Here is a 16,678-nt window from a genome sequence, read left to right on the forward strand (position 1 = left end):
CCCGACAGGAACAGGAGCGTAACCGCCCTCATTCGACGCATCACCGATATCACGCCGGTCGAGGATTCGATCCGCAGGATACCGCGACGCCCCCTCCCTACCGCAACTGCACGGCCGCGAGAAACAGCACCATGCTGCCGATCGCGCCATCCAGCACGCGCCACGCGACCGCCTTGCGGAACCACGGCGCCAGCAATCGCGCGCCATAGCCGAGCCCGACGAACCACACGACGCTGGCCGTCATCGCGCCGATCGCGAACGCGAGCCGCCCGCCTTCCGGCTCGCGCGCGCCGGCCGTGCCGATCAGCAGGAACGTGTCGAGATATACGTGCGGGTTGAGCCACGTGAACGCGAGCGTCATCAGCACGATCGCGAGCGCGCTCTGCGGCGGCGGTGCGACCGCGTCGCCGCGCACGTCGAGCGTGTCGTGGCCCGGCTTGAACGCCCGGCGCAGCGCGTTGATGCCGAACCATGCGAGATACGCGAGGCCGACGTACAGCACCGCATGGACGAAGGTCGGATAGCGTTCGACGAGCACCGATGCGCCGCCGACGCCCGCGCCGATCAGGATCATGTCGGACAGCGCGCACAGCAGCACGATCTTGCCGACGTGCGAGCGCATGATGCCCTGGCGCAGCACGAACGCATTCTGCGCGCCGATGGTGACGATGAGCGACGCGCACAGTGCGGCGCCGTGGGAAAAAGCGAGCCAGTTCATGATGAGGGGACAGCCGTGGAAGCAGTAGACGAATGAATCGGGTAGCGCTAGTCTGCGAGCAGCACGGAAATAAGAGAAGCTAATTCACCTAATGCAGATTAAGGAAATCTAATGCTGGACTACGCGTTGCTCGACGCGCTCGCGGCCGTGATCCGCCACGGCTCGTTCGAGCGGGCGGCCCAGGAGCTGAATGTCACGCCGTCGGCGGTGTCGCAGCGCGTGAAGCTGCTGGAGGAGCGGGTCGGCAGCGTGCTGGTCAAGCGCGGGCAGCCGTGCGTCGCGACCACGTCGGGCGCGCTGCTGTGCCGGCATACCGAACGCGTGCAGTTGCTGGAAGCCGAACTGAGCGGCCGGATGCCGGCGCTACCGGGCCAGATCGCGAGCGCGTGGCCGACGTTGCGCGTGGCCGTCAACGACGACAGCGTCGCGACGTGGTTCATCGACGCGGTCGGGCCGTTCTGCACGGAACGCGAGACGCTGCTCGACCTCGTGATCGACGATCAGGATTACACGGCCTCGCGCATCCGCGACGGCAGCGTGCAGGGGGCCGTGACCGCGCAGGCTGAGCCGATCCAGGGATGCCGGTCGGAGCGGCTCGGGCGGATCCGCTATCGCGCGGTGTGCTCGCCGGCGTTTTACGCACGTTATTTCGACGCGGGGATCACGCGCGATGCGCTGCGCCGCGCGCCGTGCGTGATGTTCAATCCGAAGGACGGGTTGCAGGCGCGCTTCATCCGGCGCGTGACGCGCGCGGATCTCGATCCGCCGCAGCACTGGATACCGCACGTCGCGGGCTATTTGCGCGCATGCGAAACGGGATTGGGATGGGGGATGTGCCCGGACCGGATGGTCGATCGCCAACTGGCAGCGGGTGAGTTGATCGACATGTCGCGCGGGCGAACCATCGACATCGATCTGTACTGGCAGAGCTGGCGTCTGTCGATCGGCTGGCTCGACGATTTCAGCGCGGCGCTGAAGGCGCGTGCCGCGCTGTTTCTCGATTGACCGGCGACGCGATGCGGGCGGCGCGCGAGGCGCGCGCCGTGCGGTGTCAGAGGTGCTTCAGGCCGTCGAAGTCGACGATCTGCACGTGGCGGCCCTGCATTTCGATCAGGCCGCGCTTCTGGAATTTCGACAGCGTGCGGCTGACCGTTTCGAGCGTCATGCCGAGATAGCTGCCGATGTCTTCACGCGTCATCCGCAGGTTGAATTCCGACGGCGAGTAGCCGCGCTTCAGGTAGCGCGACGAAACGTCGAGCAGGAAAGCGGCGACGCGCTCTTCGGCGTTCAGCGAACCGAGCAGCATCGTCTGCGACGTTTCGCGCACGATCTGTTCGCTCATCAGCTTGTGCATGCGCAACTGCATCGAGCCGGCTTCCGAGCACAGCGCCTTGAGCGCGCTGTACGGAATCACGCAGACCGAGCTGTCCTCCAGCGCGACCGCGGTGCGCGGATGCGTGTCGTCGCAGATGCCGTCGAGGCCGAGCGCTTCGCCGGCGAGGTGCAGGCCCGTGACCTGTTCGCGGCCGTCGTGACGCGTCGCGACGGTTTTCAGCGACCCCGAGCGCACCGCGTACAGGTTGTCGAATGCGTCGCCTTCGCGAAACAGCGCTTCGCCGCGCTTGACCGGGCGTGCCGCGCAGATGACCGACTCGAGGCGGCTGAGCGCTTCGGGCGCCAGGCCCTGCGGCATGCACAGGTGCCGCATCGCGCACGACGAGCAGTGCGGGGCCTGGCGGGGAGCCCAGCTACCGGCATGGGGCGTGGCGGCGGGGCGGGTGGCGACGGGCGTCAGCATGATCGTTTACTCCGGCGTTGAATCGACGAAATCATTGTCCCACCGCAAGTTGCCGCTGTCGGGTGACAAAACGTCGCGACCGGCCACGCCCGCCGAACGCCGCTCAGGCGGCCGGCTCGTCCGCGTTGGCGGCCGCCGGAATCAGCAATACGGGCAGCGTCGCGTGGCGCACGCATTGTTCGGCGATGCTGCCGAGCACGAGGCGGCGGAAGCCGCGGCGGCCGTGCGTGCCGAGCACGAGCAGATCGGCACCGAACGCTTTCGCGCCGTCGAGGATCAGCGACGATACGTCGTTGAGCGACGTCGCTTCATTCAGCCGCGTTTCGCCTTTCACGCCGGCGGCCTGCATCAGCTTCGCGAAATCCTGCGCGAGCGCGTTGCCCTGCGCGACGAGCTGATCGCGCAGCACGGACGGATCGTAGCCAGGCACGTTGTAGTAGATCGCGGCGTTCTCGACGACGTAGAACGGCTGCAGCTCCGCGCCGTGCGCTTTCGCGAGCGCCAGCGCGGCATCGAACGCATGGCGGGACGTGTCGCTGCCGTCGACGGCAACCAGAATACGCTTGTACATAGTGTCTCCGAGTGGCGGGTTGAAACGAAGTCGGCCGGATGGCCGATCGGGCCGGGCAATGCGCAATGCTGCGAGGCAGAGTAAACCAACGCGCACGAACGTGCAGCGAGATGCCCGCCGTGCCGTGCGGCCTCGCCGTTCCTGTTGCTGTCGCGCATGGCCATGCGTGCGATGCATGCTGCACCGCGCGACGCGTGTCGTATGTCTAGCCGCATCGCCGGCGAAAACGCATGCGCACGCATCGACCCGGCACGGCAACCGTGCCGATGCGTCGCACGCATCGCCATTCAATCGCAATCGCGCCGGGGCGCCATGACTTCGGTCAACGCATGTGCGGCGATACGATGCGCGACATGCATGACGCCGAATGCCGATGTCCATGCGCGGCATCGTTCGCGCCGGCGCCGTACGAGCGCGTATCGGCGCGCGGTCGAATCGCACGCGCCGATTCACCGTCATCGATCGATGGCGGTTTCGAAACGAACGGTCGCTTCAAACGCCGCGCCGGCTATTCCGGCACGGCCGTCAACTCGATGACGCGCTCCGGCCGGCGGCCGTGGCCGGGCCAGTACGCGCTGCCGTGCATCCGGTGAACGGGACCGAACGGCGCGTCGCCCGCGGGCGGCGCGTCGAAGCCTTTCTCGATCACCCTGTAGCCGGCGCGCAAGGCGAACGCCGGATGATTGCCGTCGGGGCGACTGTCGAAACCGGCGAAGCCGTCGCCGGCTTCCGGCATCGCGTTGACGAGCGACGCGTTGCTGCGCGTGACCTGGTCGGGCGAGATCGGCCCGGCTCCGGCGAGGCGCGATGCTTCGCGGTTCTTGCCGTCGGTGTCGACCGTGCTGTCGTGCGTGTCGTCGTTGTCGAGTTCGATGCTGCGCGGATGTGCACGCGCTGTTCGAGCGGATGATTCCATCGCGGCTCTCCTGGCGGCGACACGCTCCGGATCAAAGCAAATCCCGTTCCGGGCACGACGGGAAAAGGCGCGCGGGCGATCGCCGCGGTCGCGCGACGCGCACTGATTTGTCATGATTTATTTCAGCTAGAAGACGCGTTTTCTACAGAGTATGATTCTTTTCCTGCGAAGCGGCGACAGGGGATGAAGTCTCGCCGCCTCTGCCCGCGCCGGGGCGCCGCAGCACCCTTAAAGACGGGTAGCGAACAACAAAGCAAGGGACTAGAGGTGGCGGACTCATGCAAGCGACTACTGCCTTCACGCACCGCGGTTATCTGTTGAATTGCGCGCCCGCACGCGCCAGTGACGGTTCGTTCAAGCCCTACGTCGTGATCTCCCGATCGAGCGACGGGGAGCTCGTCGCGAACCGGTTTTTTCCGATCGAGCTCCAGTTCAACGACGAAGGCGACGCGATCGCGCACGCACGCGACTGGGCCGTACGGTGGATCGACGCGAGCAGCATCTCGATGTGACGCCGTCGCGCCGATGCGCGTCGGCCGTCCGGCCGATCCCCGGGGTGCGGCTCCCGGACAAGAAACGCGGTAATCTTGCGGAACCCGTCACTTTATTAGCGGCCGTGCACCCGAGCGCGGCTGCCCGCATTGGCCTATGTCGACATCACCCGCCCGTCAGTGGGGCCTCGAAGAAATCGTCGCCGGCTTGCGCGAGTCGCGCGAGGAACTCCATCGCACGCGCCATCCGCGCGGCATCCGCGAGCTGCCGTCGCGCGATGCGATCTGCAAGATCGTGACCGGCCTGCGCGCGTCGATGTTTCCGACGCACTACGGCGCGGCCGGCCTGACCGACGAAAGCGTCGACTACTACGTCGGCCACACGCTTGAAAGCACGCTGCGGATCCTGTCCGAGCAGATCCGCCGCGCGCTGCCGTTCCTGCCGGAGCATGTCGATACGCCGTTCGCCGAGCTCGACGAACGCGCGTTCGAGATCGCGCGCGAGTTCGGCCGGCAGTTGCCGGCGATCCGCGCGCTGCTCGTCAGCGACATCCAGGCCGCGTACGCAGGCGACCCGGCCGCGCAGCACATCACCGAGATCCTGCTGTGCTACCCCGGCGTGCTCGCGATGATGCACCATCGGCTCGCGCACGCGCTGCACCAGCTCGGCGTGCCGTTGCTCGCGCGATTCATCAATGAAATCGCCCATTCGGCGACCGGCATCGACATTCACCCCGGCGCGCAGATCGGCCCGAGCTTCTTCATCGACCACGGCACCGGTGTCGTGATCGGCGAAACCGCGATCATCGGCGAGCGCGTGCGCGTGTATCAGGCCGTCACGCTCGGCGCGAAGAGTTTCCCGGCCGATGGCGATGGCGCGCTGGTGAAGGGCAATGCGCGGCACCCGATCGTCGAGGATGACGTGGTGATCTATGCGGGCGCGACGATTCTCGGCCGCGTGACGATCGGGCGCGGCTCGGTGATCGGCGGCAACGTGTGGCTCACGCACAGCGTGCCGCCCGGCACGAGCGTCGCGCAGGGCAAGGTCCGCGAAGGCGGCAGCGCCGAGAAGCCGTAACGCGGCGGGCGGCGGGCGGCGGCGCGCTCGTTCGAGCGGGCGCCGCGCGTGCGTCAGTGCTTGCCGTCCGGCGAGCGGTGCTTGTACAGCACGTCCTGGTCCACGCGGATCAGGTTCTGGCCCGCGTCGACGACGAAATCCACGCCGTTGTACGCATTGCCCGTCAGCAGCAGGATCGCGCTCGCGACGTCGTCGGGGCCCGCGATGCGCGCGAGCGGCGTCGATGCGCGGCTCGCGTGTTCGAAGTCGGCCTGCGTCTGGTCGTCGCTCGGCAGCATCAGCCCCGGGAACACCGCATTCACGCGCAGCACCGGCGCGGACGACAGCGCGAGCATCTGCGTCAGGTTGCCGAGCGCGGCCTTCGCGACCGTGTAACTGAAATGGTCGCGATGGAAGTTTTCCTTGATCTTCTGGTCGACCACGTTCACGACGACACCCTGCGTGCCGGCCGCACGGGCCCGCTCGTAGAACGCACGCGTGAGCAGGATCGGCGCGCGGCAGTTGACGGCCCATGCCTGGTCGAACGCCGCGAGATCGAAGCTCGGGAAATGGTCCTGCCAGAACACCGACGCGTTGTTGACCAGCACGTCGAGGCGCCCGAAGCGCGCATAGACCCGATCGATCAGCGCGGCGATCTGCGCGGCATCGGACAGGTCGGCCTGCAGCGCCGCGGAATCGTGCCCGCGTTCGGCAAGCGCGCGGGCGGCGGCCTGTGCGGCATCGGCCGAACGGTCGTAGTGCACCGCGGTGCGATAGCCGTGCGCGGCGAAATACTCGGCGAACGCGCGCCCGGCCCGGCGCGCGGCGCCGGTCACGAGCACGACGGGCGCGTGCGCCGTTTGCTTCGTTTGCTCCATCAGGTATTCGTGAGGTTGACCGAGGAAGGATTCGCGACGATCGACAGGAATTCGCGACGCGTCGACGGATCGGTGCGGAACGTGCCGAGCATGCGCGACGTGACCATCTCGACGCCCGGCTTGTGCACGCCGCGCGTCGAGATGCACTGATGCGCGGCTTCGAGGATCACGCCGACGCCCTTCGGCTGCAGCACGTCGAACAGCGTGTCGGCGATTTGCACGGTCATCTTTTCCTGGATCTGCAGGCGCTTCGCGAATGCGTCGACGAGGCGCGCGAGCTTCGAGATGCCGACGACGCGATGGTTCGGCAGATACGCGACGTGCGCGCGGCCGATGATCGGCACCATGTGGTGCTCGCAATAGCTCTCGAAGCGGATGTCCTTCAGCACGATCATTTCGTCGTAGCCGTCGACTTCGCTGAACGTGCGCGCGAGGATGTCGCGCGGGTCCAGCGCATAGCCGGCGAAGAACTCCTCGTATGCGCGCACGACGCGTGCAGGCGTGTCGAGCAGGCCTTCGCGCGCGGGATCGTCGCCGGCCCAGCGCAACAGCACGCGGACGGCGTCTTCCGCTTCTTCACGGCTCGGCCGCGAGGCGACCGGCTGGGCCTGTGCGGTCTTCTTTCCCTTACCCATGTAGTGGCTCCATCGAAGGCCGCCTGCGGCGGCCGATATCCGGCCATTGTTTCATGCTTTCGCCGGTCGTGCGTGCGGCCGCCGCGCCCGCTTCCTCACTTCGGCCATTCGTCCTGCTCGTCGTTGAACAGCGACGCGACGACGCCGCGCAGCCACGCGGTGCGCGGGTCGTTGTGATACTTGCGATGCCAGTGCTGCTTCAGGTCGAAGCGCGGCAGCGCGAGCGGCGGCTCGACGGGCACGATGAACGCGTGCTCGGCCGCATATGCATAGCCGATCGCGTGCGGCACCGTCGCGATCAGGTCGGTGCGGCTCAGGATGAACGGCAGGCTCATGAAGTGCGGCGTTTCGAGCACCGCGCGGCGCTGCATGCGCTGCTTCGCCAGATATTTCTCGAGCACTTCCTGGCTGCGCCCTTCGGCGCGCACCACCGCATGCCCGCACGCGAGGAACTGCTCGACCGTGAACGGCGGCGCCTGCTCGAACGGATGGCCGCGCCGCATCAGGCAGACGAACCGGTGCGTGAACAGCCGCTGCTGGAAGAAATTGTTGCCGTCGAGATCGGGGAAGTAGCCGACCGCGAGATCGATCGACCCGGCTTCGAGGCCGCGGCCGACTTCGTCGTGCGCGAGCGAGACCGAACGCAGGTTCGCGCGCGGCGCAAGCGTCGCGAACGCCTGCAGCAGCTTCGGCAGGAACACGATCTCGCCGACGTCTGACAGCGCGATCGAGAACGTATGCGTGCTCGCGGCCGGATCGAAATCGTGCGGCGCGACGAGGCCGCGCTCGATCTGCGCGAGCGCGTCGCGGGCGGCCGGCAGCAGCGCGAGCGCGCGCGGCGTCGGCTCCATCCCGCGCGACGTGCGCACGAACAGCGGATCGCCGAAGTACTCGCGCAGCCGGCCGAGCGCCGTGCTCACGCGCGGCTGGCTCACGCCGAGCAGGTCGCCCGCGCGGCTCACGTTGCGCGTGTCGTCGAGGGCGACGAGATAGGGAATCAGGTTCAGATCGAGCGCATCCATCGTCGGACCAGTATCGCAGAAACGTATACAACTTATCTCGGCAATCGCGTTGCCGCATAGTCGGGAAAGCGCTGAAATGCGTTCACTACTCGAACCAATGTTCAATTTCGCATAGGCCCGAAGCGTGCGCGCAAGCGCCGATCGCGGCCGTCAGGAGACAAACATGCGCACCCAGGTCGCCATCATCGGCGCCGGCCCGTCCGGCCTTCTGCTTTCCCATCTGCTGCGCCTGCAAGGCGTCGATTCCATCCTCGTCGAAGCGCGTTCGCGCGAATACTGCGAGAACCGCATCCGCGCCGGCGTGCTCGAGCAAGGCACGGTCGACACGCTGAACGAAGCCGGCCTCGGCGACCGGATGCGCCGCGAAGGGCTCGAACATCACGGCATCGAGCTGCTGTTCGACGGCCAGCGCCATCGCATCGACCTGTCCGGGCTGACTGGCGGGCGCGCGATCACCGTCTACAGCCAGCACGAAGTCGTGCGCGACCTGATCGCGGCCGGCGTCGAGCACGGTCATCAAATGCACTTCGAAGTCAGTGACGTCGCGCTGCACGACGTCGAAAGCGAGCGTCCGTTCGTCACGTTCAAGCACGCGGACGGCCGCGCCGACCGCATCGACTGCGATTACATCGCCGGCTGCGACGGCTTCCACGGCATCGCGCGCCAGACGATTCCGGCCGAGCGGCTGAAGACGTTCGAGCGCGTCTACCCGTTCGCGTGGCTCGGCATCCTCGCCGACGCGGCGCCGTCGCTCGACGAGCTCGTGTACGCGCACCACGACAACGGCTTCGCGCTGTTCTCGATGCGCTCGCCCACGGTCACGCGCCTGTACCTGCAGTGCAAGCCGGATGAAGACCTCGCCCAGTGGTCCGACGCACGGATCTGGGACGAGCTGCACACGCGCTTCTCGAACGACACCGGCTGGACGCCGACCGAGGGCCGGATCACGCAGAAGAGCGTGACGCCGATGCGCAGTTTCGTGTCGGAGACGATGCAGCACGGGCGCCTGTTCCTCGCCGGCGACGCCGCGCACATCGTGCCGCCGACCGGCGCGAAGGGCATGAACCTCGCGGTGGCCGACGTTCGCGCGCTGTCTCGCGCGCTCGGCGCACGCTACCGGACGGGTGACGCGACGCCGCTCGACGCGTATTCGGCGACCTGTCTCGAACGCGTATGGCGCGCCGAGCACTTCTCGTACTTCATGACGAACATGCTGCATGCGTCGCCGGACGATTCGCCGTTCGTCAATCGCCTGAAGTTTGCCGAGCTGAAATACGTGACGCGTTCGCGGGCGGCCGCGCAATCGCTCGCCGAAAACTACGTCGGCCTGCCGTTCGACGACGCGACGGCCCCCGAGGCAACCCGCCTTGACAACGCGCTGTGCGCGCCTCTATGATCGGCTCATCGTTCGCTAATCGAATCTAGGTTCGAATAGCGAACAAAAGCCGGAGTCGACGCAGGCCTCCGGCGCGGCACGCGGCACGCGCGTGTCCCCTCGACAGGCCGCGCACGAGCCGCGGGTTCGCATCAGGAAGAGACATGGTCAACAAGATTTTCGAATCGCTTCAGTCGGCGGTTGCCGACGTCCACGATGGCGCGACGATCATGATCGGCGGCTTCGGCACGGCCGGCATGCCGTCCGAGCTGATCGACGCGCTGATCGAACAGGGCGCGCGCGACCTGACGATCGTCAACAACAACGCGGGCAACGGCGAGACGGGTCTCGCGGCGCTCCTGAAGGCGAAAAAGGTGCGCAAGATCATCTGTTCGTTCCCGCGCCAGAGCGATTCGCAGGTGTTCGACGCGCTGTACCGCGCGGGCGAGATCGAGCTGGAACTCGTGCCGCAGGGCAACCTCGCGGAGCGCATCCGTGCGGCGGGCGCCGGCATCGGCGGTTTCTTCACGCCGACGGGCTACGGCACCAAGCTCGCGGAAGGCAAGGAAACGCGCGTGATCGACGGCAAGCCGTATGTGTTCGAGACGCCGATCCACGCCGATTTCGCGCTCGTGAAGGCGTACAAGGGCGATCGCTGGGGCAATCTCGTGTACCGCAAGACCGCGCGCAACTTCGGGCCGATCATGGCCAGCGCCGCGAAGGTCGCGATCGTCCAGGTGTCGGAAGTCGTGCCGCTCGGCGCGCTGAACCCGGAACACATCGTGACGCCGGGCATTTTCGTCCAGCGTGTCGTCGAGGTGCCGCAGGCCGCGCACGCGGCCGAACTGGCCGCCGAACACGCTGCATCGCAAGCCGCCTGATCGCCTTGAGGAAAACCGACATGAAACGACTGACCCGCGATGAAATGGCCAAGCGCGTCGCCCAGGACATCCCCGAAGGCGCGTACGTGAATCTCGGCATCGGCGTGCCGACGCTGGTGGCGAACCACCTCGATCCGGCCAAGGAAATCTTCCTGCACAGCGAGAACGGCCTGCTCGGCATGGGCCCGGCGCCCGCGCCCGGCGAGGAAGACGACGAACTGATCAACGCCGGCAAGCAGCACGTGACGCTGCTCACCGGCGGCGCCTATTTCCACCACTCGGATTCGTTCGCGATGATGCGCGGCGGCCACCTCGACTACTGCGTGCTAGGCGCGTTCCAGGTGTCGGCGGGCGGCGATCTCGCGAACTGGCATACGGGCGCGCCCGATGCGATTCCGGCCGTCGGCGGCGCGATGGACCTCGCGATCGGCGCGAAGCAGGTGTTCGTGATGATGGAGCACCTGACGAAGCAGGGCGAAAGCAAGATCGTCGCGCAGTGCTCGTACCCGGTCACCGGCGTGCAATGCGTGAGCCGCATCTATACGGATCTCGCGGTGCTCGACGTGACGGCCGACGGCCTCGCGGTGAGCGAGATCTTCACCGACCTGTCGTTCGACGAGCTGCAGAAGCTGACCGGTGTGCCGCTGATCGACGCGACTCAGAAGGCCGCCGCCTGAACGGCAAGCATGCCGGTGCGCGCATTCGAGCGCACGCCGGCACGCTTGGGTAGACAATAGGCGCACGCCGTTTCCCCATTCCGATGCCATGCTCGAAGACAGCGCCCGCCTGACCTCCCTGATCTGCGGCACCGAGCCGCTCAACCGGATCTGGTCGCCCCGCGCGACGATCCAGCGAATGCTCGACGTCGAGGCCGCGCTCGCCCGCGCGCTCGCCGCGCAGCAGGTGATTCCCGCCGCCGCGGTCACGCCGATCGAACGCGCGTGCGACGCCGGCCGGCTCGACGCCGAGGCGCTCGCGCACGGTGCGGCGCTCGGCGGCAATCTCGCGATTCCGCTCGTCAAGCAACTCACCGCGCAAGTGAAGGCCGACGACCCCGAGGCCGCGAAGTTCGTCCACTGGGGCGCGACGAGCCAGGACATCATCGATACCGCGACCGTGCTGCAGTTGCGCGACACGCTCGACGCGCTCGAACCGATGCTCGACGAAGCCTGTGCGTCGCTCGCGGCGCTCGCGCGCGCCCATCGCGCGACGCCGATGATCGGCCGCACGTGGCTGCAGCAGGCGCTGCCCATTACGCTCGGGCTGAAGTTCGCCCAATGGCTCGATGCGCTGCTGCGCCATCGCGCGCGTTTTGCCGAGTTGCGCGAACGTGCGCTCGTGCTGCAGTTCGGCGGCGCCGCCGGCACGCTCGCGAGCCTGCGCGAACACGCGGCCGGCGTGAGCGCCGCGCTCGCGGCCGACCTGAAGCTCGCGTTGCCGGCCGTGCCGTGGCATACGCAGCGGGACCGCATCGCGGAAGCCGCGTCGTGCTTCGGGATGCTGATCGGTACGCTCGGCAAGATCGCACGCGACGTGTCGCTGCAGATGCAGACCGAAGTCGGCGAGCTCGGCGAACCGGCCGCCGCCGGCAAGGGCGGTTCGTCGACGATGCCGCACAAGCGCAACCCGGTCGGCTGCGCAGCCGTGCTGACGGCCGCGGTGCGCGCGCCGAACCTCGTCGCGACCGTGTTCGCGGGGATGGTGCAGGAGCACGAGCGCGCGCTCGGCGGCTGGCAGGCCGAATGGGATGCGCTGCCCGATCTCGCGCGCCTGACGGGCGGCGCGCTTGCGCAGATCGCGCAGATCGTCGCGGGCCTCGACGTGAATACGGAGCGCCTCGCCGCGAACCTCGATCTCACGCACGGGCTGATCCTCGGCGAAGCCGTGATGCTCGCGCTCGGCGACCGCATCGGCCGGCTCGATGCGCACCACGTCGTCGAGCACGCGTCGAAGGAAGCCGTGCGCACCGGGGCGACGCTGTTCGACGTGCTCGCCGCCGATGCGACCGTGTCGGCCCACCTGTCGCGCGACGCGCTCGCGCGGCTGCTCGATCCCGCACATTACGTCGGCGAGGCGCAGGCCTATGTCGATGCCGTGCTCGCGCTGCATGCGGGTGCGAAACAACCAGGAGAACATTGATGCCTTTCGCCACTGTCAACGGCGTGAAACTGCATTACCGGATCGACCGTGCCGCACGCGACGACACGCCGTGGCTCGTCTTCTCGAATTCGCTCGGCGCCGACCTGCAGATGTGGGCGCCGCAGATCCGCCCGCTTGCCCAGCACTTCAACATCCTGCGCTACGACACCCGCGGCCACGGCCACTCCGACGCGCCGCCCGGCTCGTACACGATCGAGCAACTGGCGGGCGACGTGATCGGCCTGCTCGACCACGTCGGCATCGAGTGCGCGCATTTCTGCGGCATTTCGATGGGCGGCCTGACCGGCGCCGCGCTCGCCGCACGCTACCCGTCGCGCATCGTGCGCGCGGTGCTGTCGAATACCGCCGCGAAGATCGGCTCGCCGGAAGTGTGGGCGCCGCGTGCGCAGAAGGCACGCGCCGAAGGCATGGCCGCGCTCGCCGACGCCGTGCTGCCGCGCTGGTTCACCGACGCATTCGTCGAACGCGAGCCGCGCCTGTTCGATGCGATCCGCGACACCTTCGTGCATACCGACAAGGACGGCTACGCGGCCAACTGCGACGCGCTGAACGCGGCCGATCTGCGCGAGGAAGTGAAGGGCATCGCGTTGCCCGTGCTCGTCGTGACCGGCGCGAAGGACATGTCGACGCCGCCCGACCAGGGCCGCGCGCTTGCCGCCGCGATTCCCGGTGCGCTGCACGTCGAATTCGACGCCGCGCACATTTCGAACATCGAATGCACCGGCGGCTTCAACCGCGCGCTGCTCGATTTCCTGATTGCGTGAGGTGCCGGCGATGGATGACCAGGAACGTTATGAAGCAGGGATGAAGGTGCGTCGCGCGGTGCTCGGCGACGCGCACGTCGACCGTTCGATCGAGAACCGCACCGAGGTGACCGACGAATTCCAGAACCTGATCACACGCTATGCATGGGGCGAGATCTGGACCCGCGACGGGCTGCCGCGCCATACGCGCAGCCTGCTGACCATCGCGATGATGGTGGCGCTGAACCGCGGCGAGGAGCTGGCGCTGCACCTGCGCGCCGCGCGCAACAACGGCGTGACGCGCGACGAGATCAAGGAAGTGCTGCTGCAGACCGCGATCTATTGCGGCGTGCCGGCCGCGAATTCCGCGTTCCATCTCGCGGACAAGATCTTCAAGGAGCAAGATGCAGCCGGTTAAAGGCCGGCGGTGATCCGATCGGGCGGCCCGCCGAGGTTGGCGGGCCGTCGTCGATGAAGCGCGCACCGGCAGCGAATCGGTGCGTGAACGAAGGAAAGGCGCGGCCATGAGGCCGCGCTTCTTGCATATATCAACGTTGCATGGGACCGGAAGGCGCTGACGCGCGCGTTTCGGCCGACAAAAGGAGACTAGCGATGAATCGCGCACCCGCGGTCGATGTCCAGACCTTCATCAACGAGCAGCCGTTCGGCGGCTTTCAATGGCTCGTGTTCCTCATGTGTTTCGTGATCGTGCTGCTCGACGGCTTCGATACGGCCGCGATCGGCTTCATCGCGCCGTCGCTGCTCGGCGAATGGAACCTCACCAAGCCCGACCTCGCGCCCGTGCTCAGCGCCGCGCTGTTCGGCCTCGCGTGCGGCGCGCTCGTGTCCGGCCCGCTGTCCGACCGGCTCGGCCGCCGTTCGCTGCTGCTCGGCTCGGTGTTCCTGTTCGGCGCCGCGTGCCTGATGTCCGCGTTCTCGAACACGATCGGACACCTGACGATCCTGCGTTTCGTCACCGGCGTCGGGCTCGGCGCCGCGATGCCGAACGCGGTCACGATGATGGGCGAATTCTGCCCGGACAAGCGCCGCGCGACCGTGATCAATTTGATGTTCTGCGGCTTTCCGCTCGGCGCCGCGTTCGGCGGTTTCCTGGCCGCGTGGATGATTCCGCATTTCGGCTGGCGCAGCGTGCTGATCCTCGGCGGCGTGACGCCGCTGCTGCTCGGCGTGCTGTTGTTGCTGAAGATGCCGGAATCGGTGCGCTTCATGGTTGCGAACGGCCAGGGCATCGACAGGATCCGCGCGACGCTCGCGCGCATCTCGCGGGACGCGCTGAATGCCGGTTCGTTCGCGCTGACCGAAGCCGCGCCGCAGACCGGCGGCAAGGGCCTCGGCGTCGTGCTGTCGCGCTCGTACATCGTCGGCTCGGTGATGCTGTGGCTCGCCTACTTCATGGGGCTCGTGATCTTCTACGCGTCGATCAACTGGATGCCGATCTTGCTGAAGGATGCGGGCCTGACGCCGAAGAGCGCGACGCTGATCTCGGCGCTGTTCCCGCTCGGTGGTGTGGGCGCCGTGCTGTGCGGCGTACTGATGGACCGCTTCAACGCGAATCGCGTGATCGCCGTGTGCTACGCGCTGACGGCGGTGAGCGTGTATGCGATCGGGCAGGCGGCCGGCAACGTCGGGCTGCTGGTGCTGGTCGTGTTCGTGGCCGGCGTGCTGATGAACACCGCGCAATCGTCGATGCCGGCGCTGGCCGCCGCGTTCTATCCGACCGAAGGGCGCGGCACGGGGGTCGCGTGGATGCTCGGCGTCGGCCGGTTCGGCGGGATCGCCGGGTCGTTCCTCGTCGCCGAACTGACGCGCCGGCACTTCTCGTTCGCAGGGGTGTTCGCGACGATCGCCGTCGCGGGCGTGCTCGCGTGCGTTGCGCTGCTGATCAAGCAGATGGCGCGGCCGCATGGCGTTGCGCAGCCGGCAGGCAAGATCGAGTCGCTCGGGCATTGAGCGACGTTCGGGCCGGGCGATACACTGGCCCCAAGCCTGATCGATTCAGGCCGGTCGCACGCAGACCGACCGGCGCGCGACGACAGACCGGGCCGCGTTCGCGGCCCGTCGACATTTCGGCCGTCGCACCGTTACTCCTCCGCGTCATGCTCCTTGACGAAGTTGCGCAGGTACGCGCGCAACGCGGCTTCCCGGCCGCGATGATCGTCGTGGTTCGCGGCGCCCATCCCTTCCTCGTCGCCGAACAGCGTCGGCGGCGCGCAGTACGTGCCGACTTCGATGTTCTCGCGCAGCACGCGGATATCGTGCGTGAGCGGGTGATACTCGGCGACCCAGTGCATTCCTTCGATGTGCTCGCCCGCTTTCAGCATTGGCTTCATCGGCAATCTCCATGCAGAGCAGCGGTGCAACCGCCGAAGCGGTTGCACGCGCCCGTACCGAAAGGGTACGCCTGCATCACGCGAAGCTCAACGGGCGGGCTTGCGAGGGCTCAGCGCGGCAGCAGGTGCGCGATGAGCGGGTAGAGCGACAGGATCAGCAGCACGGCCATCGTCACGTTGAAGATGCGCAGCGCGCGGGGATTCGACAGGAAGCGCCGCAGGCCGAGGCCGAACGCGGCCCACAGGCAGATGCACGGGAAGCCGATCAGGATGAACACGACGGACATCCACGCGGCGTTCATTCCGTAGTCGGCGGACAGGCGGATCGTCGTCGCGGCGGTCAGCACCATCATCCACGCCTTCGGGTTGACCCACTGGAACGCGGCGGCTTCGATGAACGTCATCGGCCGCGGCTTGGCGCCGTGCGCCTTCACTTCGCCGGACGTGCCGATCCGCCAGGCGAGGTACAACAGGTACGCGACGCTCGCGGCTTCGAGGACCGTGTACAGCAGCGGCAGGCGCTTGAACACTTCGCCGAGGCCGAAGCCGACGCAGAGCATCAGGATCGCGACGCCGATGCTGATGCCGAACAGGTGTGGCATCGTGCGGCGGAAACCGAAGTTGACGCCGGACGCGAGCAGCATCGTGTTGTTGGGGCCGGGCGTGATCGTCGTGACGAGCGCGAACAGCATGCCGGCGGGCAACGCGCTGAGGGTGAGGAATTCCATCGCGGATTCTCCATTCGGTTCGAGGCTGGGATAGAGATCAGTTTAGCGACGGTTTTCTGTACAGTACCGGTACAGTTGAGTGGGCGATTGCCGGTACGGGGAGGGAGTTGAATCGCTTGGTGCGTACGAAAGCTGTTGGTTCTCAGAAAAGATGTCCGCAGTCTCAATAAGTTGTCTTTGAATAATTGACTGCCATCCCGTGCGCAAAAGCTGCGACCAGCCTCGACTCGCACAAAGTGATAGCGAATATTTGCCGGCATGGGCTTCTGACGCAAAGTTTGATCAAGCTCGCTGTATCGTTGTTGCCACGTTGGAGGCGCTTACCGCCCGTTCACGGTTGAGGCTCATCCGCGC

At 67.2% G+C, this 16,678-nt stretch carries 19 protein-coding genes; 10 read left to right on the forward strand and 9 right to left on the reverse strand.

Going from position 1 to position 16,678, the window contains the following annotated elements; genetic code table 11:
* Window positions 1–97 precede the first annotated feature (97 nt).
* The gene (locus tag WT24_RS08005) at window positions 98–718 is read right to left on the reverse strand and encodes a LysE/ArgO family amino acid transporter (RefSeq protein ID WP_034205778.1); all 621 of its coding nucleotides are present in this window, start codon (window positions 716–718) and stop codon (window positions 98–100) included.
* A 111-nt stretch (window positions 719–829) separates the two neighbouring features.
* On the opposite strand from WT24_RS08005, the gene WT24_RS08010 reads away from it, so the two are divergent.
* Window positions 830–1,723: a LysR family transcriptional regulator ArgP gene (locus tag WT24_RS08010; protein WP_060032461.1), complete on the forward strand. Its 894-nt coding sequence runs from the start codon at window positions 830–832 to the stop codon at window positions 1,721–1,723.
* A gap of 46 nt (window positions 1,724–1,769) precedes the next feature.
* On the opposite strand, the gene fnr is transcribed toward WT24_RS08010, so the two are convergent.
* From fnr to WT24_RS08030, 3 genes are all read right to left on the reverse strand, one after another.
* The gene (gene fnr / locus WT24_RS08015; RefSeq protein WP_059503550.1) at window positions 1,770–2,516 is read right to left on the reverse strand and encodes a fumarate/nitrate reduction transcriptional regulator Fnr; all 747 of its coding nucleotides are present in this window, start codon (window positions 2,514–2,516) and stop codon (window positions 1,770–1,772) included.
* Window positions 2,517–2,619: 103 nt separating this feature from the next.
* Window positions 2,620–3,087 (reverse strand): universal stress protein, encoded by a 468-nt coding sequence (locus tag WT24_RS08020; protein WP_059793221.1) that lies wholly within the window; start codon window positions 3,085–3,087, stop codon window positions 2,620–2,622.
* A 508-nt stretch (window positions 3,088–3,595) separates the two neighbouring features.
* On the reverse strand, window positions 3,596–4,003 hold the full coding sequence (locus tag WT24_RS08030) for a DUF3005 domain-containing protein (protein WP_059503554.1): 408 nt from the start codon (window positions 4,001–4,003) through the stop codon (window positions 3,596–3,598).
* A 278-nt stretch (window positions 4,004–4,281) separates the two neighbouring features.
* Between WT24_RS08030 and WT24_RS08035 the strand changes: the two genes are divergently transcribed.
* Together WT24_RS08035 and epsC are read left to right on the forward strand one after the other, a co-directional pair.
* The gene (locus tag WT24_RS08035) at window positions 4,282–4,515 is read left to right on the forward strand and encodes a hypothetical protein (protein WP_006480138.1); all 234 of its coding nucleotides are present in this window, start codon (window positions 4,282–4,284) and stop codon (window positions 4,513–4,515) included.
* 136 nt (window positions 4,516–4,651) lie between these two features.
* Window positions 4,652–5,572 (forward strand): serine O-acetyltransferase EpsC, encoded by a 921-nt coding sequence (epsC, locus tag WT24_RS08040; RefSeq protein WP_060032469.1) that lies wholly within the window; start codon window positions 4,652–4,654, stop codon window positions 5,570–5,572.
* 53 nt (window positions 5,573–5,625) lie between these two features.
* Here epsC and WT24_RS08045 read toward each other — a convergent pair whose 3' ends face one another.
* The 3 genes from WT24_RS08045 to WT24_RS08055 all read right to left on the reverse strand — a co-directional run bounded on the left by WT24_RS08045 (window position 5,626) and on the right by WT24_RS08055 (window position 8,086).
* A complete protein-coding gene (locus WT24_RS08045) occupies window positions 5,626–6,429 on the reverse strand; it encodes an SDR family oxidoreductase (RefSeq protein WP_034205774.1) in 804 nt (267 codons plus the stop codon).
* Window positions 6,429–7,064, reverse strand: coding sequence for a GTP cyclohydrolase I FolE (gene folE, locus WT24_RS08050; RefSeq protein WP_060032471.1), 636 nt, complete (start codon window positions 7,062–7,064; stop codon window positions 6,429–6,431). The genes WT24_RS08045 and folE overlap by 1 nt, the downstream gene beginning before the upstream one ends.
* Before the next feature lie 95 nt (window positions 7,065–7,159).
* The gene (locus WT24_RS08055; RefSeq protein ID WP_034205772.1) at window positions 7,160–8,086 is read right to left on the reverse strand and encodes a LysR family transcriptional regulator; all 927 of its coding nucleotides are present in this window, start codon (window positions 8,084–8,086) and stop codon (window positions 7,160–7,162) included.
* Between the two features lie 163 nt (window positions 8,087–8,249).
* Between WT24_RS08055 and pobA the strand changes: the two genes are divergently transcribed.
* The 7 genes from pobA to WT24_RS08090 all read left to right on the forward strand — a co-directional run bounded on the left by pobA (window position 8,250) and on the right by WT24_RS08090 (window position 15,216).
* On the forward strand, window positions 8,250–9,482 hold the full coding sequence (gene pobA, locus WT24_RS08060) for a 4-hydroxybenzoate 3-monooxygenase (protein WP_060032474.1): 1,233 nt from the start codon (window positions 8,250–8,252) through the stop codon (window positions 9,480–9,482).
* A 143-nt stretch (window positions 9,483–9,625) separates the two neighbouring features.
* Window positions 9,626–10,342: a 3-oxoacid CoA-transferase subunit A gene (locus WT24_RS08065; protein ID WP_034205770.1), complete on the forward strand. Its 717-nt coding sequence runs from the start codon at window positions 9,626–9,628 to the stop codon at window positions 10,340–10,342.
* A gap of 20 nt (window positions 10,343–10,362) precedes the next feature.
* A complete protein-coding gene (locus WT24_RS08070) occupies window positions 10,363–11,019 on the forward strand; it encodes a CoA transferase subunit B (protein WP_059503560.1) in 657 nt (218 codons plus the stop codon).
* A gap of 88 nt (window positions 11,020–11,107) precedes the next feature.
* Complete coding sequence (locus WT24_RS08075; protein ID WP_060032477.1) at window positions 11,108–12,481, forward strand: 3-carboxy-cis,cis-muconate cycloisomerase; 1,374 nt, start codon at window positions 11,108–11,110, stop codon at window positions 12,479–12,481.
* Window positions 12,481–13,266 carry a 3-oxoadipate enol-lactonase gene (gene pcaD, locus WT24_RS08080; protein WP_060032480.1) on the forward strand — a complete coding sequence of 262 codons (786 nt, stop codon included), beginning with the start codon at window positions 12,481–12,483 and terminating at the stop codon, window positions 13,264–13,266. The genes WT24_RS08075 and pcaD overlap by 1 nt, the downstream gene beginning before the upstream one ends.
* A 10-nt stretch (window positions 13,267–13,276) precedes the next feature.
* A complete protein-coding gene (pcaC, locus tag WT24_RS08085) occupies window positions 13,277–13,663 on the forward strand; it encodes a 4-carboxymuconolactone decarboxylase (RefSeq protein WP_006480129.1) in 387 nt (128 codons plus the stop codon).
* Between the two features lie 194 nt (window positions 13,664–13,857).
* Window positions 13,858–15,216, forward strand: a complete 1,359-nt coding sequence (locus tag WT24_RS08090; RefSeq protein ID WP_060032483.1) for an MFS transporter — start codon at window positions 13,858–13,860, stop codon at window positions 15,214–15,216.
* A gap of 131 nt (window positions 15,217–15,347) precedes the next feature.
* On the opposite strand, the gene WT24_RS08095 is transcribed toward WT24_RS08090, so the two are convergent.
* Together WT24_RS08095 and WT24_RS08100 are read right to left on the reverse strand one after the other, a co-directional pair.
* A complete protein-coding gene (locus WT24_RS08095; protein ID WP_059503567.1) occupies window positions 15,348–15,596 on the reverse strand; it encodes a hypothetical protein in 249 nt (82 codons plus the stop codon).
* Between the two features lie 110 nt (window positions 15,597–15,706).
* On the reverse strand, window positions 15,707–16,324 hold the full coding sequence (locus WT24_RS08100) for a LysE family translocator (protein ID WP_060032486.1): 618 nt from the start codon (window positions 16,322–16,324) through the stop codon (window positions 15,707–15,709).
* Window positions 16,325–16,678 lie beyond the last annotated feature (354 nt).

It is taken from the genome of Burkholderia sp. MSMB1078WGS, from assembly GCF_001528895.1.
Classification (GTDB): domain Bacteria; phylum Pseudomonadota; class Gammaproteobacteria; order Burkholderiales; family Burkholderiaceae; genus Burkholderia.

What these genes read in the sequence shown, in the direction of transcription:
- WT24_RS08045 (WP_034205774.1), bottom strand. Translation starts at nt 6,429, where the DNA reads ATGGAGCAAACGAAGCAAACGGCGCACGCGCCCGTCGTGCTCGTGACC.
- WT24_RS08100 (WP_060032486.1), bottom strand. Translation starts at nt 16,324, where the DNA reads ATGGAATTCCTCACCCTCAGCGCGTTGCCCGCCGGCATGCTGTTCGCG.
- WT24_RS08010 (WP_060032461.1), top strand. Translation starts at nt 830, where the DNA reads ATGCTGGACTACGCGTTGCTCGACGCGCTCGCGGCCGTGATCCGCCAC.
- WT24_RS08055 (WP_034205772.1), bottom strand. Translation starts at nt 8,086, where the DNA reads ATGGATGCGCTCGATCTGAACCTGATTCCCTATCTCGTCGCCCTCGAC.
- WT24_RS08035 (WP_006480138.1), top strand. Translation starts at nt 4,282, where the DNA reads ATGCAAGCGACTACTGCCTTCACGCACCGCGGTTATCTGTTGAATTGC.
- WT24_RS08065 (WP_034205770.1), top strand. Translation starts at nt 9,626, where the DNA reads ATGGTCAACAAGATTTTCGAATCGCTTCAGTCGGCGGTTGCCGACGTC.
- WT24_RS08075 (WP_060032477.1), top strand. Translation starts at nt 11,108, where the DNA reads ATGCTCGAAGACAGCGCCCGCCTGACCTCCCTGATCTGCGGCACCGAG.
- WT24_RS08070 (WP_059503560.1), top strand. Translation starts at nt 10,363, where the DNA reads ATGAAACGACTGACCCGCGATGAAATGGCCAAGCGCGTCGCCCAGGAC.
- fnr (WP_059503550.1), bottom strand. Translation starts at nt 2,516, where the DNA reads ATGCTGACGCCCGTCGCCACCCGCCCCGCCGCCACGCCCCATGCCGGT.
- WT24_RS08090 (WP_060032483.1), top strand. Translation starts at nt 13,858, where the DNA reads ATGAATCGCGCACCCGCGGTCGATGTCCAGACCTTCATCAACGAGCAG.
- WT24_RS08030 (WP_059503554.1), bottom strand. Translation starts at nt 4,003, where the DNA reads ATGGAATCATCCGCTCGAACAGCGCGTGCACATCCGCGCAGCATCGAA.
- epsC (WP_060032469.1), top strand. Translation starts at nt 4,652, where the DNA reads ATGTCGACATCACCCGCCCGTCAGTGGGGCCTCGAAGAAATCGTCGCC.
- pcaD (WP_060032480.1), top strand. Translation starts at nt 12,481, where the DNA reads ATGCCTTTCGCCACTGTCAACGGCGTGAAACTGCATTACCGGATCGAC.
- WT24_RS08095 (WP_059503567.1), bottom strand. Translation starts at nt 15,596, where the DNA reads ATGAAGCCAATGCTGAAAGCGGGCGAGCACATCGAAGGAATGCACTGG.
- pobA (WP_060032474.1), top strand. Translation starts at nt 8,250, where the DNA reads ATGCGCACCCAGGTCGCCATCATCGGCGCCGGCCCGTCCGGCCTTCTG.
- folE (WP_060032471.1), bottom strand. Translation starts at nt 7,064, where the DNA reads ATGGGTAAGGGAAAGAAGACCGCACAGGCCCAGCCGGTCGCCTCGCGG.
- WT24_RS08020 (WP_059793221.1), bottom strand. Translation starts at nt 3,087, where the DNA reads ATGTACAAGCGTATTCTGGTTGCCGTCGACGGCAGCGACACGTCCCGC.
- WT24_RS08005 (WP_034205778.1), bottom strand. Translation starts at nt 718, where the DNA reads ATGAACTGGCTCGCTTTTTCCCACGGCGCCGCACTGTGCGCGTCGCTC.
- pcaC (WP_006480129.1), top strand. Translation starts at nt 13,277, where the DNA reads ATGGATGACCAGGAACGTTATGAAGCAGGGATGAAGGTGCGTCGCGCG.